The following is a 22,599-nucleotide window of genomic DNA, read 5'->3' as shown; positions in this document are numbered from 1 at the left end:
TGGCGAACGGTTTTGCGCGGGGCCCCACCGGTGCCGTCGCGTCCTGCCGACGGCCCCGGAGGACCGTATGCCAGGAATGTGACATACGTCTTGGTTAGCTTGAGCGTATGCCTGAAGAGTCCGAGGGTTCCGAGCGCCCGCCCTCCGAGGGTGCCGGAGGCGCGGGCCGCGGCGCCGGCGGGGGTGCGCACCGGGCGCCGGACGGCGGTAGGGGCCGGTGGGGCCAGCGGGGCCGGTGGGCGGCGTTCAAGGACTCGCCCTACCTGCCCGCGACCGTGGTGTCCCTCCTCGCGGCGCTGGCGGCCGGGCTCTTCGCCGGCACGTACACGTACGCCATGGCGAACCCCACCCCGCACCACATCCCCAGCGGCGTCACCGGCGATGTCCGCTCCACGGGCGGCCGGGCGTTCGTCGACGGCATGGAGAAGGCGCTGAACGCCTCCCTCAGGCTGCACTTCTACGGGAGCGTGGCCGCCGCCCGGGACGCCCTCGACGACCAGCGCGTCTTCGCGGTGCTGGACGTGCGGCCCGGGGGCCGTGCCGTGGACCTCGGCGTGTCGGGGGCGTCCGGGGAGTCGGTCGCCGAGGTGCTGGAGCGGGCCGGGCCCGCGGTCGGCCGCAGGATCGGCATCCCGGTGCGGGTCACCGACGTCAAGCCGCTCCAGCGGGGCGACCCGCGCGGGCTGGCGATCTTCTACGTCACGCTCGCGTCGGTGATCATCGGCCTCGTCGGGTCGTTCCAGCTCAGCGCCCAGGCGAAGGGGCTCGGCGCGCTCCAGCGGATCCTCTTCACCGCCGGCTACGCGCTGCTGGGCGGCTTCTCGATCACCGTCTTCGCGGACTGGGTGCTCGGGGCGATCAGGCTGCCTTTCCCCGAGTCGTGGCTGATCCTGACGCTGACGATGTTCACCGCGGGGATGGTCACGGGCATGTTCGGCGTGCTCGTCGGGCGCTGGGCGATGCTGCCCACCTGGGGGCTTATGGTGATCATCGGCAACCCGTCCTCGGGCGGCGCCGTCTCCTGGCCCCTGCTGCCCTCGGTCCTGGGCGCGATCGGCCGCTGGCTGCCGCCAGGCGCCTCGGTGAACGCGCAGCACACGGCCGTGTACTTCCACGGCCACCAGCACGCCTTTCCCTTCCTCGTGCTGGGCGTCTGGGCGGCGGGTTCCACGGCGGTGTTCGTCACCTGGGGCCGCCTCGGAGCGCCGCGGCCGACGACTTCGGTGGACGGCACGGAGGGTTCTCGGTAGGCCGCGGTTCCCCTGCGGGGGGGCATCGCCGGGAGGGGGTGCCTCTGGGGGTGGGTCGCGGTCTGAAGGCTGTGTCGTGGTCGTTCGCGCAGTTCCCCGCGCCCCTTGAAGGACGGGGCTGCGCCCCGAAGAGCGGCAGCCGACCGCCGACGGCAAGCGGAAGCGCCCCGAAAGGAGCGCGGGGCTGTGTCGATATGCGGCTCCGCCGCGTAGGGGCGAACGACCACGACGTACCGAGAGTCGACGGCTGACCGCAGGGGGCAGGGCCCAAGAAGGGGCGCGGGGAACTGCGCAAAAGACGGCCGCCACACCCGTGTGCGCCCACCCCGCCGGGGCGCCCCGGCACCGTCAGGTGCCCCTTGCTTGGGCATAAGCCCAGAATAAAAGTTGAGCCCCCACGACTCAGGTCTGTTGACACGCCGTACCCGATGAGGCACTCTTGAGCGCGTTCCGCTCAATAAAGCTGGAGGATTCGAAATGGCACGTGCGGTCGGCATCGACCTGGGCACGACTAACTCCGTCGTCAGCGTTCTGGAGGGCGGTGAGCCCACCGTCATCACCAACGCCGAGGGCGCCAGGACCACGCCGTCCGTCGTCGCCTTCGCCAAGAACGGCGAGGTGCTCGTCGGCGAGGTAGCGAAGCGTCAGGCGGTCACCAACGTCGACAGGACCGTCCGGTCGGTCAAGCGCCACATGGGCACCGGCTGGAAGATCGACATCGACGACAAGGGCTTCAACCCCCAGCAGATCTCCGCCTTCATTCTGCAGAAGCTGAAGCGCGACGCCGAATCCTACCTGGGCGAGAAGGTCACGGACGCCGTGATCACCGTCCCGGCGTACTTCAACGACTCGGAGCGCCAGGCCACCAAGGAGGCCGGCGAGATCGCGGGCCTGAACGTCCTGCGCATCGTCAACGAGCCCACGGCCGCCGCCCTGGCCTACGGCCTCGACAAGGACGACCAGACCATCCTGGTCTTCGACCTCGGTGGCGGCACCTTCGACGTCTCGCTGCTGGAGATCGGCGACGGCGTCGTCGAGGTGAAGGCCACCAACGGCGACAACCACCTCGGTGGTGACGACTGGGACCAGCGCATCGTCGACTACCTGGTCAAGCAGTTCGCCAACGGCCACGGCGTGGACCTGTCCCGCGACAAGATGGCCCTCCAGCGCCTCCGCGAGGCCGCGGAGAAGGCGAAGATCGAGCTCTCCTCGTCCACCGAGACGACCATCAACCTGCCCTACATCACGGCTTCCGCCGAGGGCCCGCTGCACCTGGACGAGCGCCTGACCCGCGCCCAGTTCCAGCAGCTCACGTCCGACCTCCTGGAGCGGTGCAAGACGCCGTTCCACAACGTCATCAAGGACGCGGGCATCCAGCTCTCCGAGATCGACCACGTCGTGCTCGTCGGCGGTTCGACCCGCATGCCGGCCGTCGCCGAGATCGTCAAGGAGCTGACCGGCGGCAAGGAGGCCAACAAGGGTGTGAACCCGGACGAGGTCGTCGCCATCGGCGCCTCGCTCCAGGCCGGTGTCCTCAAGGGCGAGGTCAAGGACGTCCTGCTGCTCGACGTCACCCCGCTGTCCCTCGGCATCGAGACCAAGGGCGGCATCATGACGAAGCTCATCGAGCGCAACACCACGATCCCGACCAAGCGCTCCGAGATCTTCACCACCGCCGAGGACAACCAGCCGTCGGTGCAGATCCAGGTCTACCAGGGCGAGCGCGAGATCGCCGCGTACAACAAGAAGCTCGGCATGTTCGAGCTGACCGGCCTGCCGCCGGCGCCGCGCGGCGTGCCGCAGATCGAGGTCTCCTTCGACATCGACGCGAACGGCATCATGCACGTCACCGCGAAGGACCTCGGCACCGGCAAGGAGCAGAAGATGACCGTCACCGGCGGCTCCTCGCTGCCGAAGGACGAGGTCGACCGGATGCGGCAGGAGGCCGAGCAGTACGCGGAGGAGGACCACCGCCGCCGCGAGTCCGCCGAGACCCGCAACCAGGGCGAGCAGCTCGTCTACCAGACGGAGAAGTTCCTCAAGGACAACGAGGACAAGGTCCCCGGCGAGATCAAGACCGAGGTCGAGGCCTCCGTCGCCGAGCTGAAGGAGAAGCTCAAGGGCGAGGACACGGGCGAGATCCGCACGGCCACCGAGAAGGTCGCCGCGGTCTCCCAGAAGCTCGGGCAGGCGATGTACGCCGACGCCCAGGCCGCTGGTGAGGGCGCGGGCGCCGCGGGTGCCGCGGGCGGTGCGGGCGCCGGTCAGGCCAAGGCGGACGACGACGTCGTCGACGCCGAGATCGTCGACGATGAGCGGAAGGACGGTGCCGCGTGACGGAGGAGACCCCGGGCTTCGACGAGCGCGAGCCCGCCGACGTCTCCTCCGGCGCCACCCCTGACGACGCCGAGCAGCAGGCCGCCGGGCCCTCGCGAGAGGGTACGGCGGCCCCCGCCGGGGACGAGACGGCTGGACTGCGGGCCCAGCTCGACCAGGTGCGCACCGCGCTCGGCGAGCGCACCGGTGACCTGCAGAGGTTGCAGGCGGAGTTCCAGAACTACCGCCGCCGGGTCGAGCGGGACCGGGTGGCCGTCAAGGAGGTCGCCATCGCGAACCTCCTGACGGAGCTGCTCCCGGTGCTGGACGACATCGGCCGCGCGCGGGAGCACGGCGAGCTGGTCGGCGGCTTCAAGTCGGTGGCCGAGTCGCTGGAGACGGTCGCCGCCAAGCTGGGCCTCCAGCAGTTCGGCAAGGAGGGCGAGCCCTTCGACCCGACAATCCACGAGGCCCTGATGCACAGCTACGCGCCGGACGTCACGGAGACCACGTGCGTGGCGATTCTGCAGCCTGGGTATCGGTTCGGCGAGCGCACCATCCGCCCCGCGCGGGTGGCGGTGGCGGAACCGCAGCCGGGCGCGCAGGGCGCCGGTCCGGAAGCAGGCAAGCCGGGCAGGTCCGAGGCGGGTGACCAGGCGGAGGCCCAGGCGGACGGTTCCGCGGAAGGCACGCAGGGGCAGAACGGCACGGACGGCACCGGGAACGCCGGGACCGCCAGAAACAGGGACAGCGGTGGCCCGGACGAGGGCTGACACCGCCTACCGGCACGGTGCCGCGCGAGCGGCGCACGAGAGGAAGGAGGGGCGCCGAGGATGAGCACCAAGGACTTCATCGAGAAGGACTACTACAAGGTCCTCGGCGTCCCCAAGGACGCCACCGAAGCAGAGATCAAGAAGGCGTACCGCAAGCTGGCCCGGGAGAACCACCCGGACGCCAACAAGGGCAACGCCAGGGCGGAGGAGCGCTTCAAGGAGATCTCCGAGGCCAACGACGTGCTCGGCGACCCCAAGAAGCGCAAGGAGTACGACGACGCCCGGTCGCTGTTCGGCAACGGCGGCTTCCGGCCCGGCCCCGGCGGGACCGGCGGGAACTTCAACTTCGACCTGGGCGACCTCTTCGGCGGGACCCCGGGTGGCAGCGGGGGCGCCGGCGGCTTCGGCGGCGGCCTGGGCGACGTCTTCGGCGGACTGTTCAACCGCGGCGGCACCGGCACCGCGGGCGGCAGGGTGCAGCCGCGGCGCGGCCAGGACATCGAGTCCGAGGTCACCCTCAGCTTCACGGAGGCGATCAACGGCGCGACGGTCCCGCTCAGGATGTCGTCGCAGGCGCCCTGCAAGGCCTGCTCGGGCACCGGCGACAAGAACGGCACGCCGCGCGTGTGCCCGACCTGCGTCGGCACCGGCCAGGTCTCGCGCGGCGGCGGTGGCGGCTTCTCGCTCACCGACCCGTGCGTCGACTGCAAGGGCCGCGGCCTGATCGCCGAGAACCCCTGCGAGGTCTGCAAGGGCTCGGGCCGTGCGAAGTCCTCGCGCACGATGCAGGTCCGCATCCCGGCCGGCGTGAGCGACGGGCAGCGGATCAGGCTGCGCGGCAAGGGCACGCCGGGCGAGCGCGGCGGCCCGGCCGGCGACCTCTATGTCGTGGTGCACGTCGACGCGCACCCGGTCTTCGGCCGCCGGGGCGACAACCTCACCGTCACCGTCCCGGTCACCTTCTCGGAGGCGGCGCTCGGCGGCGAGGTCAAGGTGCCCACCCTGGGCGGTCCCCCGGTCACCCTGAAACTCCCGGAGGGCACCCCCAACGGGCGCACGATGCGCGCCCGCGGCAAGGGCGCCGTTCGCAAGGACGGCACCCGCGGCGACCTTCTCGTCACCGTGGAGGTCGTGGTACCGAAGGACGTGACAGGCAAGGCGCGCGACGCGCTGGAGGCGTATCGCGAGGCCACCGTGGGAGAGGACCCGCGGGCGGAGCTATTCCAGGCCGCGAAGGGAGCTTGACGGTATGGACAGCCGACCAGGACGCAGCCGGAACCCGTACGAGCTGACCGAGGAGACACCGGTCTACGTCATCTCCGTGGCTGCTCAGCTCAGCGGGCTGCACCCGCAGACCCTGCGGCAGTACGACCGCCTGGGACTGGTCTCCCCGGACCGCACCGCGGGCCGGGGGCGCCGGTACTCCGCCCGTGACATCGAGCTGCTCCGCCAGGTGCAGCAGCTGTCGCAGGACGAGGGCATCAACCTCGCCGGCATCAAGCGGATCATCGAACTGGAGAACCAGGTCGCGGCTCTCCAGGCGCGCGTCGCCGAACTCCAGGCCGCGGTCGACGGTGCGGCGGCTGCCATGCGGCAGCGGGAGGCGGCGGTGCACGCCTCGTACCGGCGCGATCTGGTGCCGTACCAGGAGGTCCAGCAGACCAGTGCGTTGGTGGTCTGGCGACCGAAGAAGCCGGAGTAACCTCCCGGGTTCGGCTTCCCCCGGGGTCCCCCGGGTTTGCTCGGGTTCCCCCGGGTTCCCGCGAGTTCGCTCGGTTCTTCCGGCTCCGCCGGTCGGTGCTCCGGCTGGGCGTGCACGCTCTTCTGCCGGTGGCACGGTGGGGCCGGGCTGCCCCTTTCGGCGCCTGACCATGTGCGGGCTCGTCGTGGTTGCTCGCGCAGTTCCCCGCGCCCCTTCTGGGGGCGCCCTGGTCGTCGAGGTGCAGCGATGCGCCCCAAAGGGGCGCGGGGAACTGCGCGACCGGCCACGACAGAGCCCGCAGCCAACGGACGACCGCAAGGGGCTGGACCCGATGGGGGCGCGGGGCACACGCCGCTGGTCCGGACGCGACCGGAACAACCCCCAGGGGACGGTTGTCGGCTGGGCGGCGCGGAACGCGCCTCAGCGGGGCGCGCCGCCCTTGATGTCCTCCAGGAGGGCCGCCAGCCCGTGCGGCGTGGCGATCAGCACGGTCCGGGGAGCATCGCTTTCGCGAAGGCGTATCGTTCCGTCAGGAGCGACGGCGACGTTCAGGCACTCGCCCTGCGGGCCGCTGCTGAACGTCGACTTCTGCCAATGGAGTTCGGGCATCTGGTCCTTCCTACAACGTGTAAAGCAGGTGTTGGATAAGGGCGAGCGAGTCCTTCGCCGAATGCGCCTCGGGTGCCGACGACGCGTTGATCGGGGCGAGGGCGTTCTCGGTCAGCAAATCGAACATCGCGCTGTAGCGTTCGAGGTGGAACGTCTCGCTGAGGTACTGGTAACCGATGGCCTGCTCCAGGGCCACGGTGCTCAGCCGCTCGTTGCCGGGAATGATGTGCAGGAAATTCCCACTGATCGCCGCGTACGCCTGGGCGCTGAACGGATAGACCTGGATCGTCACGTTCGGCAACTTCGAGAGCTCGACCAGCCGCAGGAGTTGCTCGCGCACCACCTGCGCACCGCCGAACCGTATCCGTAGCGCGGCCTCGTGGATGACGGCCCGTACCAGCGGCGCATTCTCGTCGGTGAGAATCCGCTGCCGTTCCATACGGAACCGCAAAGGCGCCTCGAAATTGTCGAAACCGAGTCCCGGACTGTTGAAAATGGCCCGGGCGTACCCGGCCGTCTGGAAGAGCCCGGGAATGAAGAGCGACTGGTGCATTCGCACTTCCAGGGCGTCTGCTTCCAGTTCGGCAAGGCTCAGGGCGTCCGTCACCATGGAGCGTTTGTACGCGCTCCACCAGCCCTTACCCGAGGCTTCCGAGAGCGCCACCAGCGCATCCACGTAGGACTTATCTGTGCAACCGTAAAGTTCGCAGAGGGCCCTGAGCCGCTCGGTCAGGATCGTGGTCTTCGCCGTTTCGATCTGGCTGAGCTGGGCGCGGCCCATGCCGATCCGCTCCGACGCCTCCGCGGCGCTCAACCCGGCCTGTTCACGTAGATGTTTCAGCTCGAAACCAAGACGTCGCTGGCGCTCGCTGATGGTGCTGCGCAATCCCACGGGGTACTCCTTGTCCGTCGATCAGAGTTTTCCCGGGGGCGGGGGAGTCCGTCCACCGATCCGTGTAAACGGCGTGCACAAAATAAACGCCGCCGGATGCGCCTCGGTGTCGGACCGGAAATCCACCCCCCGGCGTGGACGGTGGGCCGGGCACCGCGCCACGCCGGGCGACACCCTGCCACGTCGTCGTTTGCCCCACTGCCCGACAGGCCGGGAAGCTGGAAGGTGTGCACGGCAGTGGAGGCGCGGTCTCTCGCGGTACACAACTCGTCGACCCAGGCGGCACAACCGGAACATCCGCCTCCTGCCTGCACGGAGAGGCCGGGGGCGGACCGGAAAGGCGCGGCCCCGGGACGCGGCTGCCCGGCGCGGCCGGGGAGGGGCCGGAGTGCCTGAACGGGCGGGTGCGCCACGGGTCTTCGCAGTTGCCACTGCATCGGGTGACTCCGGCACACCGGGGGTCCCGTGTACCGCTCGCGTGTACCGCAGGACCACTACGCGTCCTGCTCCAGGATTCCGGACTGCCCGATCCGGTAGCCGAGTTGGGCCCGGCTCGACGTGCCGAGGATGTCGGCGAGCTTGGCGATGTGCACGCGGACGGTGCGGACGTTCATCGCGAGACGCAGGGCGATCTTGTCGTCCGTGAGGCCCTCGATCAGCAGGGCGGCGATGGCGCGCTGCCGGCGGGTGAAGCCGCCCGCGTCGGGGACCTCCGGGGCGGGGCGGGGCCACATGGGGGTAGCGAGGTCCCATAAGCGCTCGAAGGTGGTGGCCAGGAACGAGATCAGCGCCGGATGGCGGATCACGAAGGCGGCAGTGCCGTCGGAGTTGGCGGGCACGAAGGCCACCCGGCGGTCCAGCATCACCAGCCGCTGGGTGACCTCGTTCAGCGTGCGCACCTGCACGTCGCCGTGGAGCTGCTCGTAGTGGTCGAGGACGGCTGGGGCGTGCCGGGAGGTGTGCTGGTAGAGGGTGCGCATCCGGGCGCCGCGGTCGAGCAGGGCCTGTTCGGTGGGGAGCACCCATCTCAGCAGGGTGGGCGGGCGCCGGCCGCCGGGCTGCACGGTGAGCAGTTCCTCGGACGACTCGGAGCGGGCCTCGTCGATCGCCTCGTTGATCGGCTGGTGTCCCCGCAGGATGCTGATCACGGCGTGGTCCTGCGTGAGGGCGTGTTCGGTGCGCATCGTCATGAGTGGCTGAAACGCCTCGGCGAGCGCGACCTCGCCGCGCCGCCGGCGCTCGATGTCGGCCTCGACGGTGTGCAGCAGGCGGGGCAGGGCGAGGGAGGGGGCGACGGGGCGCAGCCACTGCGTGTCCTCGCCGTCCGGGTAGAGCAGGCCGAGGCCGACGGCACAGGGGGCGGCGCCGGCGTCCACGAGCGGTACACGGCCCTCACGGAGCGCGCGCCGATAGAGGTCCATGCCAGCCGCGCACACCTGCTCGTCCGCGGCGTGTGGATGGCTCTCCTGGCTCACAGACCGCCCTCCTGCCGGAAGTCCACGGGCCGGTCGCCGGTCCTGTACGGGGCCGCCTCTCCGGTCCCTTCGAGGTGCTGATGGTCGCGAACGGCCCAGGGTCACCGGATCACTGGTCGGTCTCCAGGATTCCCGATCGCGCGATGAGGTATCCGAGCTGGGCCCGGCTGCCGCTGCCGAGGGCGGCCGCGAGCTTCGCTATGTGCGCCCGGCAGGTGCGTACGTTCATGCCGAGGCGCCGGGCGATGGCCTCGTCGACGTGTCCCTCGATGAGGAGCTTGGCGATCGTCCGCTGAACGCCGGTGATGCCGTCCGGCGTGGGATCGTACGGGACTTCCTCCAGGAGGGGGACGCCGCGGCGCCACAGTTGCTCGAAGACCTTGACCAGGTATCTGACGAGGCCGGGGTGGCGGAGTTCCAGCGCGAAGTCCGGCTGGTCGCCCGCCGGGATGAAGGCCACGGTCTCATCGCAGACGATCAGGCGCTCTATGAGCTCTTCCAGGGTGCGTATCTGCACCAGGCCGTCCGCCATCTGGTCGACGTAGGCCATCGTGCCCTGGCTGTGCCGGACAGTGTGCTGGTAGAGCGTGCGGATGCGGACGCCGCGGTTGGTCAAGGGGCGGTCGCGCTCGAGGGCCTGATTCAGTATGTGCTCGGAGCGGCGGCCTCCGGGCTGCACGGTGAGCACCTCCGTGCGGCACTCCGCGGTGGCCAGGTTCAGAGCAGCGTTTATGCGGTCCAGACCCTCCAGGACGGTGATCGAGTGGGTGGGGGCGGGGGTCTGGGCACTCAGAGCCATAAATGGCTCGAATGATTCGGTCAGTTCGATGGACAGCCGTCGCTTGTCGAGGATCTCCCGTTCCAGGGGGTGGAGCCGCTGGGCCAGGGCCACCGAAGGCGGGACGGGCCGCAGCCAGTTCGGGTCGTCAGGGTCCGGTTGCAGCAGGGCGAAGTCAAGGAGGCACGGCGTGGCCGTCACCTCCGCCCTCGCGATGCGACCGGCACTGAGCGCGCTCGCGTAGAGCTGCGCCCCCTCGTCGCACAGTTCGGCCAGCGAGTGGGGATGTGTCGGCTTTGTGGAAGTAATAGGCAATTCTCCACCCCCCAGGGTCCTGAACGTGCAAGAACATGATGCATCGCTCCTGTGGCATTGACGTGCCTGAATGAGCCATCGTCTTGTTGCACCGGGGGAGAACACTTCATCAAGTGAGGACGAAGCCGACTATGTACACGAGATTGCTTCGCGGAGTACTTGCGACCGCTTTCTCCACGGTCGTGGCTTTTGGAGCACTCAGTGGTGTGGTTGCGGCCCAGGTCGAGTCCCCGGCGCAGGACACCGTGGGCATGGAGCGGACGGTGGCCGGCGACACCGGCTGGGGTTCGTCTGTGCAGGGTGGTTCCGGTGACACGGGCTGGGGTGTCGCTCAGCGCGGTGCCGTCCCCGCTGATACCGGTTGGGGCACGCTCGTCCGGGCGGTCCCGGCCGACACGGGCTGGGGTAACCGCATGGCGACCCCTGCGGACACGGGTTGGGGCAACTCCGTTGGCTCGGTGAAGGCATGACCACCCCTCCCGACGACCGTTCCTTCCGGCGCGAGATGGCGACGGCCTACCGCTCCGGATGGCACTTCATCGACCTCGTCACGGCCATCCCCCACCCTGGCGACTCGCTGATGGTGACGTTGTTCGGTGAACCGGTCGTCGTGGCCCGTGACGGTGACGACGACATAAGGGCCTACAGGTGCCTGCGCCGCCCGCGCGGGGCGCCGAAGCCCGTGCGGTGCGCTGTCCGCTACGGAATGATCTTCGTCAATCTCGACCAGCGTGACCGCCAGCCCATCGACCCCGAGGCAGCTGGAGTACCCAAGACCATCTCCGCCACCCCCCGCAGTGCCTGACGCGGTTCCCCCGTCGTAACAGATCGCGCAGGCACTTCCCCCCCGCAGCGGCGTCACCGTGGACCTGAGACACGGTGGCGCCGCTGCAGTTTTGCCTGGCGGCTTGGCGGGCCGGGGAGGGGTGCGGGTTGTTCGGGGTGCGTCCGTCTGCCCTTCGGGCCGTGGGGCCGTCTCGGAGGGGTGGTTCTGCCGTGTCCGGACCATCCGGTCGTGGGTGGTTGCTCGCGCGGTTCCCCGCGCCCCTTAAGAAGCGGGGCTGCGCCCCGACAGCCCATGCGGCGAAGCCGCAGAACGGGGCTTAGCCCCGCATTTAAGGCGGCGCGGGGAACCGCGCGAGCAACCACGACGACAGCGTCAGATCGCCACTCTCCGAAAGGGGCAGCCTCTGCCGTGTCCGGACCACCGGCAGGTGGGTGGTTGCCGGACGCCGACGCCGGTAGCGCCCCGGCCGGGGGGCGGTCAGGTGTTGCCCAGGGCCGTCGTGAGGCTGATCTCGATGAGGACGCGGCGCGGGTTCGGGCGCGGGGTGCGGCCGTACCGCTCCTCGTAGCGCCGCTCCGCGTCGGCGATCAGCTCCGGTTCCGTACGGACCACCGCGAGGCCCTCCAGGGTGGCCCACAGCCGCCCCTGGAACTGGCAGACGGCGACCGCCGCGCCACCGCCGCCGTCCTCGCGTTCCGCCCACGCGCGCACGTGCCGTACTTTCGCGCTGTCCCCGGAGGCGATCACCCGGGCCAGGCCCGCCTCGGGGTCGTACGTCGCTCCGACGGGCACTACATGGGGGGTGCCGTCGGGGCGCAGGGTCGTCAGGGTGCACAAGCGCCGTTCGCGCCAGAAGGCGAGGTACGGCGCCGAGGGGGCGCGCGGGTCGCGCCGGTGGGAAGCCATGCTCCGGAAAGTTATCCACAGATGTGCACGGACTGGGCGCCGCCCCCTCCTCTCACACTCTTGAGTGGAATAGACTCAACTTTGTGTACGCTATGCGAGTCAGAAAGTCGGCAGGGGTGGCCGGGGGGCCGGCCCGGGGCCGCCGGAGCAGCGGGTGCCGCGGTGACATGATCCGGCGGCGCCGGGGGTGCCGAGGGCGGCGTCGGCCGCGAGAGTGACCAGTAGGACGACCAAGAGTGACACCAGCGGGCGACGAGACCGGAAACGCCAAGCACATCCAGAGAACCGAGCGCACCGAGCTCACCGGGCACGCAGAGCTCACCGATCACACCGAGAAGACCGAGTCAGAAGCGAGGAAGGAACACCAGACGTGGACGCCGAGCTGACGAACAGAAGCCGGGACGCGATCAGTGCGGCCACCCAGCGCGCCGTCACGGACGGGCACCCGGACCTGACTCCCGTGCACCTCCTGCTGGCCCTCCTGGAGGGCCAGGACAACGAGAACGTCACCGACCTGCTCGCCGCGGTCGAGGCGGACCGCGCGGCCGTGCGGTCCGCCGCCGAGCGCGCCCTCGCCGCGCTGCCCAGCGTCACGGGTTCCACCGTCGCGCCCCCGCAGCCGAACCGCGAGATGCTGGCGGTCATCGCCGACGCGGCGGAGCGCGCCAAGGAGCTCGATGACGACTACCTGTCGACGGAGCACCTGCTCATCGGCATCGCCGCCAAGGGCGGCCAGGCGGGGGACGTACTGCGCCGGCACGGCGGCAGCGCGGAGAAGCTGCTGGACGCGTTCCAGCGCAACAGGGGAGGACGCCGGGTGACCACACCCGACCCGGAGGGTCAGTACAAGGCCCTGGAGAAGTTCGGCACGGACTTCACGGCCGCGGCCCGCGAGGGCAAGCTCGACCCGGTCATCGGCCGTGACCAGGAGATCCGCCGCGTGGTCCAGGTGCTGTCGCGGCGCACCAAGAACAACCCGGTGCTCATCGGCGAGCCCGGCGTCGGCAAGACCGCCGTCGTCGAGGGCCTCGCGCAGCGCATCGTCAAGGGCGACGTGCCGGAGTCGCTGAAGAACAAGCGGCTGGTCTCGCTGGACCTGGGCGCGATGGTCGCGGGCGCCAAGTACCGCGGTGAGTTCGAGGAGCGCCTGAAGGCCGTGCTCGCCGAGATCAAGGACAGCGACGGCCGCATCATCACCTTCATCGACGAGCTGCACACGGTCGTCGGGGCGGGCGCGGGCGGCGACTCCGCCATGGACGCGGGGAACATGCTCAAGCCCATGCTGGCCCGCGGAGAGCTGCGCATGGTCGGCGCCACCACGCTGGACGAGTACCGGGAGCGCATCGAGAAGGACGCCGCCCTGGAGCGCCGTTTCCAGCAGGTGCTGGTCGCCGAGCCGACCGTCGCCGACACCATCGCCATCCTGCGCGGCCTCAAGGGCCGCTACGAGGCGCACCACAAGGTGCAGATCGCGGACAGCGCCCTGGTGGCCTCCGCGACCCTCTCCGACCGCTACATCACCTCCCGCTTCCTGCCCGACAAGGCCATCGACCTGGTGGACGAGGCCGCGTCCCGGCTCCGCATGGAGATCGACTCCTCACCCGTCGAGATCGACGAGTTGCAGCGCGCCGTCGACCGGCTGCGCATGGAGGAGATGGCGATCGGCAAGGACACCGACGCCGCCAGCCGGGAGCGCCTGGAGCGGCTCCGCCGCGACCTCGCCGACAAGGAGGAGGAGCTGCGGCACCTGACCGCCCGTTGGGAGAAGGAGAAGCAGTCCCTGAACCGCGTGGGCGAGCTCAAGGAGAAGCTCGACGAGCTGCGCGGCCAGGCGGAGCGCGCCCAGCGCGACGGCGACTTCGACACGGCGTCCAAGCTGCTGTACGGCGAGATCCCCACCCTGGAGCGCGACCTGGAGGCCGCGTCCGAGGCCGAGGAGGAGGCCGCCCGCGACACGATGGTCAAGGAGGAGGTCGGCCCGGACGACATCGCGGACGTCGTCGGCTCCTGGACCGGCATCCCCGCGGGGCGCCTCCTGGAGGGCGAGACGCAGAAGCTGCTGCGCATGGAGGAGGAGATCGGCAAGCGGCTGATCGGCCAGAGCGAGGCCGTGCGCGCCGTCTCCGACGCGGTGCGCCGCACGCGCGCGGGCATCGCCGACCCGGACCGCCCCACCGGATCGTTCCTGTTCCTCGGCCCGACGGGCGTCGGCAAGACCGAGCTGGCGAAGGCCCTCGCGGACTTCCTCTTCGACGACGAGCGGGCCATGGTCCGCATCGACATGAGCGAGTACAGCGAGAAGCACAGCGTCGCCCGCCTGGTCGGCGCCCCGCCCGGATACGTCGGCTACGAGGAGGGCGGCCAGCTCACGGAGGCGGTGCGCAGGCGGCCGTACTCGGTCATCCTGCTGGACGAGGTGGAGAAGGCCCACGCGGAGGTCTTCGACATCCTCCTCCAGGTGCTCGACGACGGCCGGCTCACCGACGGCCAGGGCCGCACGGTCGACTTCCGGAACACCATCCTGGTGCTCACCTCCAACCTCGGCAGCCAGTTCCTGGTGGACCCGTTGATCGGCGAGGAGGAGAAGAAGCAGCAGGTCCTGGAGGTCGTCAGGGCGTCCTTCAAGCCCGAGTTCATCAACCGGCTCGACGAGCTGGTGGTCTTCTCGGCGCTCGACAAGGACGAGCTGGGCCGGATCGCCCAGCTCCAGATCGACCGCCTCACGGCACGCCTCGCCGAGCGGCGCCTCACGCTGGAGGTCACCCCCCAGGCGCTGGTCTGGCTCGCCGACGAGGGCAACGACCCGGCGTACGGCGCACGCCCGCTGCGCCGCCTCGTGCAGACCGCCATCGGCGACCGGCTCGCCAAGGAGATCCTGTCCGGCGAGGTCAAGGACGGCGACACGGTCAGGGTCGACGCGTTCGGGGACGGGCTGCTCGTGGGGCGGGCGTACGAGAAGGGGGAGCGGACGAGCCTCCGAAAAGAGGGGTAACCCCTCTGTCTCCCTTGCCCCGGCGTCCCCGCCGGGGTGCGTGTCTCCCGGGGCTGCGCCCCGGTCCACTTGAGGGGCGCGGAGCTGTGTCGATGTGCGGCTCCGCCGCGTGGGCGTGACCAGGTCCCTGATCGGGGCGCAGCCCCGGCTTCTCAGGGGCGCGGGGAACTGCGCGAGCAACCATCCACCGGCCGGTGGTCCGGATGCGATCGCATCTGCCCCCTTCGGACGGTGACGACCCCTTGCCGTGTCCGGCCCACCCGCCCCGCCAGGGGCGCCCGCGCCCCTTCCGAGGGGCCCCTCGGACGGTCTGTGGCCGGACGCCTACTGTGTGCGGTGCCGGGGCCGCGCCGTCACGTGGCCGGCGCAGCGCAGCGCCCTGTGCTGAAAGCTGAACCGCGGGCGGTTCCGGGGGCGGGGGTTGCGGGCACCCGGCGCGTATGGGGGAGGATGGCGGAACCTACGAAGGGACAATCACGGTGACCATCGACCCGTCCTCGATTCCGAACTTCGGGGGCAAGCCCGAGCCGCAGCCCCAGGGGCCGGCGGGGCCCGTCATCCCGGATCAGGACCTGGTGAAGCAGCTCCTGGACCAGATGGAGCTGAAGTACGTCGTCGACGAGGAGGGCGACCTCGCCGCGCCGTGGGAGAAGTTCCGTACGTACTTCATGTTCCGCGGCGAGGAGGAGCAGCAGGTCTTCTCGGTCCGGACGTTCTACGACCGGCCGCACAAGATCGAGGACAAGCCCCAGCTCCTGGAAGCGGTCGACGACTGGAACCGCCGCACTCTGTGGCCCAAGGTCTACAGCCACACGCACGACGACGGCACGGTCCGCTTCATCGGCGAGGCCCAGATGCTGATCGGCACGGGCGTCAGCCTGGAGCACTTCGTGTCGTCCACGGTCAGCTGGGTGCGGGCCGCGATCGAGTTCGACCGCTGGCTCGTGGAGCAGTTCGGCCTGGAGAAGGACGTCGACTCCGCGTCGGACGACAAGCCGGACGACGAGAACTGAGAAGCACCCTCATCCGGGGCGCGGGGAGCCGCGTCCGGCCGCATCGGCACCGACCGTGGCCGGATGCCTGGCTTCCTCGCGTCCCGGAAGTGCTTTCCGTGCCCGGAAGGGCACCCGGAGCACAGCCTGACCAAAAGCCCACCTAGGCACGGGCTCAGCTCTGCCACATGCTGAGAGCCGCACGAACGTCTGGACGAGCGTCGTGAGCCGAGGGTGGTGACCGGGTGGCAGAGCCCGACGGGGTGGAACGGGACTCGACGACAGGCCGCGACGGGCCCTGGACGGACCCGGACGGCTCCCAGGCGGGCGGGGACAGGTTTGCGCCAGATCCGGAGCGCGCCGACAGATCGTCGACGGGCCGCGACGCGGCCCTCCGCGCCGCGCGCTGGGGAGCCGCGGCCGCCGTGCTCGCCGCCCTCGTCACCGGGATCTTCTCGCTCTGGGCGGCCAGGATCGACGGCGGCGGGAACTCCGACCCCGCCGGCGCGGGCTCGCCTTCCTCCGTCTCCCCGGCCCCGACGTCCGATCCGACAGGGCTCCCCTCACCCGGATCTCCCACCGGCGACAAGGACGCCCCGGGAGTCCCGCTGAACATGCCGGTGCACATCCACCCGGCCGGGGTCGCGAACCTGTGCCTGACGGAGGGCCACACCCGAGAGCACGGCAAATACAGCTACGACGGAGCGGTCGCCGTACAGGCCCCCTGCGACGGGAAGGCCCTGCCGAAGGTCACCGTCGAACCGGCCGGCGACCGTGCGTACCAGATCATCTGGGAGAAGGCGGGCCAAGGGACCGGTTGCCTGGACGTGATCGAGGGAGACCAGGCGCACCCCAAGGCCAACGGCCTGCTGCAACCGGTCGAAGCATGCGACAGCGCGACACGGTTCACCGTCGAGACGGTGAAGCCCCCAGGCCCCGACCGCCGCTACCGCTTCGTCGCGGCCGACGGCGGCCAGTGCCTCGGCATCGAAGACGTGGCGTCGACCGGCGCCGAGGCGTCCCTACAGGACTGCTCCAGTGAGCCCGCTGAGCCCGGCCAGACCTTCACCGTCGACGCGGCCTGACATCCGGGCGGCACGGGACGCGCTCACGCCCTACCCGTTGCGCAGCTTGAGCAACCGCTCCGCCGCCTCCCGCAACACCTCCGGCCGCTTGCAGAAGGCGAACCGCACGAACGGCGCGCCCTCGTGGCGGTGGTCGTAGAAGACCGCGTTCGGAATGGCGACGACCCCGATGCGCTCCGGGAGGGCGCGGCAGAAGGCGAAGCCGTCGCTCTCGCCGAGGGGGCGGATGTCCGTGGTGATGAAGTACGTGGCGGACGGGCGGTAGACCTCGAAGCCGGCCTCCGAAAGGCCCGCGGAGAGCAGGTCGCGGCCGGCCTGGAGGTCCCGGCGCAGGCCGTCGAAGTAGCTGTCGGGCAGCGCCAGCGCCTCCGCGGCCGCGTACTGGAACGGCCCCGAGGACACGTACGTCAGGAACTGCTTGGCGGACCGCACCGCCGTCACCAGCTCGGCGGCCGCGGTCACCCACCCGACCTTCCATCCCGTGAACGAGAACGTCTTGCCCGCCGAGCTGATCGTGACCGTGCGCTCCCGCATGCCCGGGAAGGTGGCCAGCGGGATGTGCCGCGCGCCGTCGTAGACCAGGTGCTCGTAGACCTCGTCGGTGACCACGAGCAGGTCGTGCTCGACGGCGAGGCGGGCGATCTCCGCGAGCTCGGCGTGGGTGAGGACGGTGCCGGTCGGGTTGTGCGGGGTGTTCAGCAGGAGCAGCCTGGTCCGCTTCGTGACGGCGTCCCGCAGCTCGTCCAGGTCCAGCCGGAAGCCGCGGGGCGCGGCGGCGCCGTCCGCGTCGCCCGGGGCGGCGCCGTCCGGGGCGGCGCCGTCCGGCCGCGGCGCGGGCCGGAGCGTGACGGGCACCCGCGTACCGCCCGCCATGGCGATGCACGCGGCGTACGAGTCGTAGTACGGCTCCAGGGCGATCACCTCGTCGCCCGGCTCGACCAGCGCCAGCAGCGCCGCCGCGATCGCCTCCGTCGCGCCGGCGGTGACCAGCACCTCCGTGTCCGGATCGCACTCCAGGCCGTAGCGGCGCCGCTGGTGGTCCGCGACCGCGGTGCGCAGCTCGGGGATGCCGGGGCCGGGCGGGTACTGGTTGCCGCGGCCGTCGCGCAGGGCGCGCACCGCGGCCTCCCGGACCGCTTCGGGGCCGTCGGTGTCCGGGAAGCCCTGGCCCAGGTTGATGGATCCGGTGCGCAGGGCCAGCGCGGACATCTCGGCGAAGATCGTGGTGCCGAACTCGGCCAGCCTGCGGTTGAGCAGAGGACGGGGCCCGGGGCCGGCTGCGGAGGCTGTGGATGTCATGGCCGCCATCCTGGGCCGAACCTCTGGACTTCCTCAACTCTGCTTTGGCCCCGGAGCCCTGCGGGCATCCCCCTGTCACGCTGATGGTGAGCGAGAAGGCGACCGCCCGGCGCAGACGGGAACAGGTCTGCGCGGGACGGCGGAAGACCGCCTCCGGAAGATCCGGTGCGCGGTGGACGCACGAGCGCGAGGACGTACGGAGAACAGCGCACAGGAGCGCTCAGCGCGTGTACGGGAAGCGGCTGGGGGAGGCCGCTACGGGGGAGAACGGAAGGAGGAAGGCGATGAAGATGATCGTCATCCTGGTGGTGCTGGTGGTACTCGCGGCGATCCTGATCATGGGCGGCCGCAGAAGGGATCCGCTGGCCCCGCACGCGAAGAAGGTGAAGAGGCCGAAGTCCCAGCGCGGGCGCAGGGGCTCGAACGGCAGCGGCGCCTCCTCCAGCTGGTGGGCCGGCGGCGTCGCGGGCGGTGTGGCGGACAGCGGGGGTTCCTCGCACGGTGGTTCACACGGCGGTTCGCACGGCGGCCACTCCTGCGGCGCGGGGTCGTCGTGTGGCGGCGGCTCCTCGTGCGGCGGCGGAGGGGGCTGCGGTGGCGGGGGCGGCTGAGGCGGAACGGCTGACACGGGGCAGCTGATCCGCGCGGACCGGGGCCGCTGGGGGAACGACTCCGGACCGTCCGTCCCGAAAGGAGGTGCCCGCCGGGAGACCGACCCGGCGGGCACTTCGCCGTGCCGAGCCCGTCCTGCCGGGCGGCCTCGCAGTCCCGGCAGGCGATCCCGCGGTCGCGGCATGCGATCCCGCTGTCCCGGCAGGCGGCCCCGCTGTCCTGACGGGCGCCTCCGCCGTCCTCGCGGCGGGCGTTCCCGCCGTCCTGACGGGTAGTCCGCTCACCGTGCGGAACCGGCCGGCGCGTCCGGATAGCGGAAGGTATTCCACGCTTGAACAGTTGGACGCTGGTCTGCCCGCGCGAAGGAAACCCGACCAACTTGGGTAAAACCGCTGTGGCGACACCTCTCCTCATGATTCCCTCTTATCCGTTAATGCGGCCCACGGGCATCCTCGTGGGCACGAGTCGGCATTCGGGGTTCCCGGCGCGTGACCGGACGGATCTCACCTTCGATCACCGGTGAGCGGCCGGCCCTGTCCCCGGCGTCCCGACGGACGCGTCGGCCTGACCTCATTGCGTGCTAGCGGAGCGGACCCATGCTCAGGACCCTGACCACCTCCTACACCGACACGCGCGCGGCTGACCTCGCGTGGGTGCTCGGGCGCGAACCGTTGCCGGCGCTCGCCACCCTCGACCTCGAACTGACCGGCGCCAAAATCGAACTGCGCCTCCTCGGCGCGTCCCACCAGGTGATCCTCGAAGAGGAGCGGGGCACCTGCTCGGAGACCGTCGCCTGCCTGCCGGGCACCAGCACCTCCCTGCCGCTCGGCGTCGCCAAGCGGCTCGGCGAGTGGGAGTACGAGTTCGCGGCCTGCGTGGAGACCCTGGCGCCCGGCCAGTTCGCCGGGCGGGCCCGGGAGCTCATCGCGCTGGTGTCGGACCATCCCCACGGCCTCGTCGGCATCTTCCCCGGCAGCCCGTACGCCTTCACCGCCCTGCTGGCGCAGCGGCACGACGGGCACGTGCACTGGCGCACCTGGCACGCCTACCCGCAGGACGGCGAGCTGGTGACCACTCGCACACGTGTGGGCGCGCGCGTGCCCAGCCTGCTGCTCGCGGGCTGCTGACGTGCGCCGTCGCCTCGGTTCCACACGTGTGGGTGACGGAGCGGATCTGCCACGTGACGTAGCGTTCGGAACGTGATCGAGCAGCCTGCGTCCGTCTCGCCGCCCGCGCCCGCGGTGTCCGGGCCCGGTCAGCAGGCCGTGCCGCGGCTGCCCGTGCGGCCCCGCACGGGCCGCATCCTGGTGCTGGCCGGCGTGTTCGTCTGCGCCGCCTGCGGCCTGGTCTACGAGCTGGAGCTCGTCGCGCTCGCCTCGTACCTGCTGGGCGACTCCGTCACACAGACCTCCGTGGTGCTCGCCCTGATGGTCTTCGCGATGGGCGCCGGATCGCTGGCCGCCAAGAGCCTGCGGTCCTACGCGGTGGCCGGCTTCGGCGCGGTGGAGGCGGCCCTCGCGCTGATCGGCGGGTGCAGCGGCATGGGCCTCTACGCGGCCTTCGCCTGGGGCGCCGACTGCGGCTGGGAGAACGGCCCCCGCTGGCTGCTGGTGCTCTGCACGCTCGCCATCGGCCTCCTCATAGGCGCCGAGGTGCCGCTGCTGATGGTGCTCATCCAGCGGGTGCGGCGCCAGGACGCCGGGGTGGCGGTCGCCGACCTGTTCGCCGCGGACTACGTGGGCGCGCTGGTCGGCGGGCTCGCCTTCCCGTTCCTGCTGCTGCCGCTGCTCGGGCAGCTCACCGGGGCGCTGCTCACCGGCGCGGTGAACGCCCTGGCGGGCGGCGCGCTCGCGCTCGGGCTGTTCCGCCACCACATGAGCCCCCGCGGCCGCCGGGTGCTGCTCGCGGCGAGCCTCCTCGTCCTCGCGCTGCTCGCGACGGCCGCGGCCCTCGCGGACGACTTCGAGCGCGCCGCCCACCGAGCCGTCTACGGCGACGGGATACGCGCCGCCCTGCGCACGGACGTATCGGAAGTGGTGCTCACCGGTGGACCCCACGAGCCGCTGAAGCTGTATCTCGACGGACGCCTGCGCGTACGCGCCCGGGATGAGCCGCGCTACCACCGCGCGCTGGTCGCGCCGGCCGCGCACGCCCCCCTGGCGCGGGTGCTGGTGCTCGGCGGCGACGACGGCCTCGCGGCCGGGGCCGCGCTGCGCCGGCCCGGGGTGCGCAGGGTCGACGTCCTCGCGCTCGACGCCGGGGTGGTCCGGCTGGCCCGCACCGATCCGGCACTGAGCGCGCTGGGCGGGCAGGCGTTCCGCGACCCGCGGGTGCACGTCGTCACCGGTGACCCGTTCGGCCGGCTGCGCCACCTGCGCCGCGGCTACGACCTCGTCGTCTCCGACCTCCCCGACCCCACCAGGACCGCCAGCACCAAGTACTACTCGCAGGAGTTCTACGGGCTCGTCCACCGCGCCCTCGCCCCCGGCGGGAGCTTCGTGGTGCACGCGGGGCGCTCGGGCGCACCGGACCGGCAGTTCTGGACGGTGGACGCCACCCTGCGCGCCGCCGGGCTCGCCACCCGGCCGTACCGGGTGGGGCCGTGGGACTTCCTGCTGGCCGGGGACGGCGCGGGCGTCGCGGCTCCGTCACGCGCCGGCGGCGTCGCGGAGGCGGTACCCGGAGGACAGCCGGTGACCGGATCCCGGCCCCTGGGGGTGTCGCCGTCCACTCTGGTTCATCCGAGGTACGGGGGCTGAGTTATCCGAGGTACGGAGGCTTAGTTCGGGCGCCCCGCATGGGTAGGCTCGGTAGACATGGAGCATGAGGTGTTCGTTCCGGTTGCGGTAGAGCCTCTGCGGCGCCTGCTGGCCGACCCCGGGCGGGTCGCCGCGGCGGTGCCGGGGCTCCAGCAGGACGCGGGCGGGCCGCCCGTGTCCGGGCGGCTCAAGGTGCGCGTCGGCGGCACCTCCATCACCTACCGCGGGGCGCTGCGGATCACCGAGCGCGACGACGGCAGCTACCTCGTCGAGGGCGATGCCGCGGAGGCCCGCGGCGGCGGCACGGTCACCGTCGCGCTGACGCTCCGCCTGACCGCCGCGGACGGCGGCACGACCCTCGCCTTCACGGGCCACGCCACGGGCGGCGGCCGTTTCGCCGACCTCGACACCGATGTTGCGGAGACGGCGGGCCGGCGGCTGTTCAACAAGATCGGCGGGCTGCTGGCGGAGAGCGCGGGCGGGGGCGCGAACGGTGAGGGTGCCCCTGGCGTGGGTGCCTCCGAGGCGGGTGCCTCCGGTGAGGGAGGCTCGGGCTCCGGTGAGGGTGCCTCCGGTGAGGGTGCCTCCGGCGAGGGGCGCGGTGAGGCGGATGAGCGGGGCCGTGAGGAGGCTCAGGGCGAGAGCCCCGAGCAAGGCCCGCTCGATGAGCATGACGAAGACGGTGAGCAGGAGGCGCGCCGTGACGAGCTCGGGGTGCCGCTCCCGGACGCCGTCGACGCGGCGCTCGCCGGTGAGACCCGTGCCGTCTTCGAGGTGGACAACCAGCCGCCCGCCGAGGCCGCGCACGCTCGGCGCACGATGATCGGGCGGAGCGCGGAAGAGGTCGATCACGCGCCGCCGCGCGGGCGGTACGCGCCGGTGCCGGCGCCCGAGAGCACGCCGGCCTCGATTGCCCTGCGGTGGGCCGCGCCTGCGGCCGCTGTGGCGTTGGCCTCCGCCATCGTGATCGGGCGGGCGTTGCGGCGGCGCCGCTGAGGCGCCCGGAGGGCGCGGTCCGCCCCGGGTTCGTGAGGCATACGTACGGGTGGCCGCGTAG

20 protein-coding genes are annotated in these 22,599 nt (G+C 71.4%); 14 read left to right on the top strand and 6 right to left on the bottom strand.

Going from position 1 to position 22,599, the window contains the following annotated elements:
• Positions 1 to 107: 107 nt before the first annotated feature.
• The 5 genes from Sm713_RS27335 to Sm713_RS27315 all read left to right on the top strand — a co-directional run bounded on the left by Sm713_RS27335 (position 108) and on the right by Sm713_RS27315 (position 6,041).
• Positions 108 to 1,250, top strand: coding sequence for an ABC transporter permease (locus tag Sm713_RS27335; RefSeq protein WP_249416723.1), 1,143 nt, complete (start codon positions 108 to 110; stop codon positions 1,248 to 1,250).
• A 477-nt stretch (positions 1,251 to 1,727) separates the two neighbouring features.
• A complete protein-coding gene (dnaK, locus tag Sm713_RS27330; RefSeq protein ID WP_212912720.1) occupies positions 1,728 to 3,587 on the top strand; it encodes a molecular chaperone DnaK in 1,860 nt (619 codons plus the stop codon).
• Positions 3,584 to 4,339, top strand: coding sequence for a nucleotide exchange factor GrpE (grpE, locus tag Sm713_RS27325; RefSeq protein WP_212912719.1), 756 nt, complete (start codon positions 3,584 to 3,586; stop codon positions 4,337 to 4,339). Before dnaK ends, grpE begins: the two co-directional genes overlap by 4 nt.
• A 60-nt stretch (positions 4,340 to 4,399) precedes the next feature.
• Positions 4,400 to 5,584 (top strand): molecular chaperone DnaJ, encoded by a 1,185-nt coding sequence (dnaJ, locus tag Sm713_RS27320; protein WP_212912718.1) that lies wholly within the window; start codon positions 4,400 to 4,402, stop codon positions 5,582 to 5,584.
• Positions 5,585 to 5,588: 4 nt separating this feature from the next.
• Complete coding sequence (locus Sm713_RS27315) at positions 5,589 to 6,041, top strand: heat shock protein transcriptional repressor HspR (RefSeq protein ID WP_212912717.1); 453 nt, start codon at positions 5,589 to 5,591, stop codon at positions 6,039 to 6,041.
• A gap of 420 nt (positions 6,042 to 6,461) precedes the next feature.
• On the opposite strand, the gene Sm713_RS27310 is transcribed toward Sm713_RS27315, so the two are convergent.
• The 4 genes from Sm713_RS27310 to Sm713_RS27295 form a co-directional block, all read right to left on the bottom strand.
• The gene (locus tag Sm713_RS27310; RefSeq protein ID WP_212912716.1) at positions 6,462 to 6,650 is read right to left on the bottom strand and encodes a DUF397 domain-containing protein; all 189 of its coding nucleotides are present in this window, start codon (positions 6,648 to 6,650) and stop codon (positions 6,462 to 6,464) included.
• 10 nt (positions 6,651 to 6,660) lie between these two features.
• Positions 6,661 to 7,542 carry a helix-turn-helix transcriptional regulator gene (locus Sm713_RS27305; protein WP_212912715.1) on the bottom strand — a complete coding sequence of 294 codons (882 nt, stop codon included), beginning with the start codon at positions 7,540 to 7,542 and terminating at the stop codon, positions 6,661 to 6,663.
• A 494-nt stretch (positions 7,543 to 8,036) separates the two neighbouring features.
• Positions 8,037 to 9,017 carry a helix-turn-helix transcriptional regulator gene (locus tag Sm713_RS27300; RefSeq protein ID WP_249416722.1) on the bottom strand — a complete coding sequence of 327 codons (981 nt, stop codon included), beginning with the start codon at positions 9,015 to 9,017 and terminating at the stop codon, positions 8,037 to 8,039.
• A gap of 109 nt (positions 9,018 to 9,126) precedes the next feature.
• Entirely contained in the window at positions 9,127 to 10,110 is a 984-nt protein-coding gene (locus Sm713_RS27295) for a helix-turn-helix transcriptional regulator (RefSeq protein ID WP_212912714.1), read from the bottom strand.
• Between the two features lie 466 nt (positions 10,111 to 10,576).
• Here Sm713_RS27295 and Sm713_RS27290 point away from each other — a divergent pair, with 466 nt between their 5' ends.
• Positions 10,577 to 10,915 (top strand): hypothetical protein, encoded by a 339-nt coding sequence (locus tag Sm713_RS27290; RefSeq protein ID WP_212912713.1) that lies wholly within the window; start codon positions 10,577 to 10,579, stop codon positions 10,913 to 10,915.
• A gap of 459 nt (positions 10,916 to 11,374) precedes the next feature.
• Here the strand turns inward: Sm713_RS27290 and Sm713_RS27285 are convergent, their stop codons facing one another.
• On the bottom strand, positions 11,375 to 11,803 hold the full coding sequence (locus Sm713_RS27285) for a pyridoxamine 5'-phosphate oxidase family protein (RefSeq protein WP_212912712.1): 429 nt from the start codon (positions 11,801 to 11,803) through the stop codon (positions 11,375 to 11,377).
• 236 nt (positions 11,804 to 12,039) lie between these two features.
• Between Sm713_RS27285 and Sm713_RS27280 the strand changes: the two genes are divergently transcribed.
• The 4 genes from Sm713_RS27280 (at position 12,040) to Sm713_RS27265 (ending at position 16,872) form a co-directional block, all read left to right on the top strand.
• Positions 12,040 to 12,189 (top strand): hypothetical protein, encoded by a 150-nt coding sequence (locus Sm713_RS27280; protein WP_212912711.1) that lies wholly within the window; start codon positions 12,040 to 12,042, stop codon positions 12,187 to 12,189.
• Positions 12,174 to 14,795: an ATP-dependent chaperone ClpB gene (gene clpB, locus Sm713_RS27275; RefSeq protein ID WP_212912710.1), complete on the top strand. Its 2,622-nt coding sequence runs from the start codon at positions 12,174 to 12,176 to the stop codon at positions 14,793 to 14,795. The genes Sm713_RS27280 and clpB overlap by 16 nt, the downstream gene beginning before the upstream one ends.
• Positions 14,796 to 15,274: 479 nt before the next feature.
• A complete protein-coding gene (locus Sm713_RS27270; RefSeq protein WP_212912709.1) occupies positions 15,275 to 15,808 on the top strand; it encodes a YbjN domain-containing protein in 534 nt (177 codons plus the stop codon).
• A gap of 224 nt (positions 15,809 to 16,032) precedes the next feature.
• Positions 16,033 to 16,872 (top strand): RICIN domain-containing protein, encoded by an 840-nt coding sequence (locus Sm713_RS27265; protein WP_212912708.1) that lies wholly within the window; start codon positions 16,033 to 16,035, stop codon positions 16,870 to 16,872.
• A gap of 30 nt (positions 16,873 to 16,902) precedes the next feature.
• Here the strand turns inward: Sm713_RS27265 and Sm713_RS27260 are convergent, their stop codons facing one another.
• Entirely contained in the window at positions 16,903 to 18,180 is a 1,278-nt protein-coding gene (locus Sm713_RS27260) for a pyridoxal phosphate-dependent aminotransferase (RefSeq protein WP_212912707.1), read from the bottom strand.
• 275 nt (positions 18,181 to 18,455) lie between these two features.
• Between Sm713_RS27260 and Sm713_RS27255 the strand changes: the two genes are divergently transcribed.
• The 4 genes from Sm713_RS27255 to Sm713_RS27240 all read left to right on the top strand — a co-directional run bounded on the left by Sm713_RS27255 (position 18,456) and on the right by Sm713_RS27240 (position 22,538).
• A complete protein-coding gene (locus Sm713_RS27255; RefSeq protein ID WP_212912706.1) occupies positions 18,456 to 18,782 on the top strand; it encodes a hypothetical protein in 327 nt (108 codons plus the stop codon).
• 597 nt (positions 18,783 to 19,379) lie between these two features.
• Positions 19,380 to 19,910, top strand: coding sequence for a DUF2617 family protein (locus Sm713_RS27250; RefSeq protein ID WP_212912705.1), 531 nt, complete (start codon positions 19,380 to 19,382; stop codon positions 19,908 to 19,910).
• Between the two features lie 72 nt (positions 19,911 to 19,982).
• Entirely contained in the window at positions 19,983 to 21,542 is a 1,560-nt protein-coding gene (locus tag Sm713_RS27245) for a polyamine aminopropyltransferase (RefSeq protein ID WP_374196076.1), read from the top strand.
• A 57-nt stretch (positions 21,543 to 21,599) separates the two neighbouring features.
• On the top strand, positions 21,600 to 22,538 hold the full coding sequence (locus tag Sm713_RS27240; RefSeq protein ID WP_212912704.1) for an SRPBCC domain-containing protein: 939 nt from the start codon (positions 21,600 to 21,602) through the stop codon (positions 22,536 to 22,538).
• Positions 22,539 to 22,599: the final 61 nt, after the last annotated feature.

The sequence above is a fragment of the Streptomyces sp. TS71-3 genome (assembly GCF_018327685.1).
Classification (GTDB): domain Bacteria; phylum Actinomycetota; class Actinomycetes; order Streptomycetales; family Streptomycetaceae; genus Streptomyces.
Note: the sequence above shows the minus strand (reverse complement) of the source record. Positions and strands in the feature narration are given on the sequence as shown.

Bases quoted from the DNA above. Each gene is read 5' to 3' on its own strand.
- Sm713_RS27335 (WP_249416723.1), top strand. From the start codon at position 108: ATGCCTGAAGAGTCCGAGGGTTCCGAGCGCCCGCCCTCCGAGGGTGCC.
- dnaK (WP_212912720.1), top strand. From the start codon at position 1,728: ATGGCACGTGCGGTCGGCATCGACCTGGGCACGACTAACTCCGTCGTC.
- dnaJ (WP_212912718.1), top strand. From the start codon at position 4,400: ATGAGCACCAAGGACTTCATCGAGAAGGACTACTACAAGGTCCTCGGC.
- Sm713_RS27315 (WP_212912717.1), top strand. From the start codon at position 5,589: ATGGACAGCCGACCAGGACGCAGCCGGAACCCGTACGAGCTGACCGAG.
- Sm713_RS27310 (WP_212912716.1), bottom strand. From the start codon at position 6,650: ATGCCCGAACTCCATTGGCAGAAGTCGACGTTCAGCAGCGGCCCGCAG.
- Sm713_RS27290 (WP_212912713.1), top strand. From the start codon at position 10,577: ATGACCACCCCTCCCGACGACCGTTCCTTCCGGCGCGAGATGGCGACG.
- Sm713_RS27285 (WP_212912712.1), bottom strand. From the start codon at position 11,803: ATGGCTTCCCACCGGCGCGACCCGCGCGCCCCCTCGGCGCCGTACCTC.
- Sm713_RS27260 (WP_212912707.1), bottom strand. From the start codon at position 18,180: ATGGCGGCCATGACATCCACAGCCTCCGCAGCCGGCCCCGGGCCCCGT.
- Sm713_RS27255 (WP_212912706.1), top strand. From the start codon at position 18,456: ATGAAGATGATCGTCATCCTGGTGGTGCTGGTGGTACTCGCGGCGATC.
- Sm713_RS27250 (WP_212912705.1), top strand. From the start codon at position 19,380: ATGCTCAGGACCCTGACCACCTCCTACACCGACACGCGCGCGGCTGAC.
- Sm713_RS27240 (WP_212912704.1), top strand. From the start codon at position 21,600: ATGGAGCATGAGGTGTTCGTTCCGGTTGCGGTAGAGCCTCTGCGGCGC.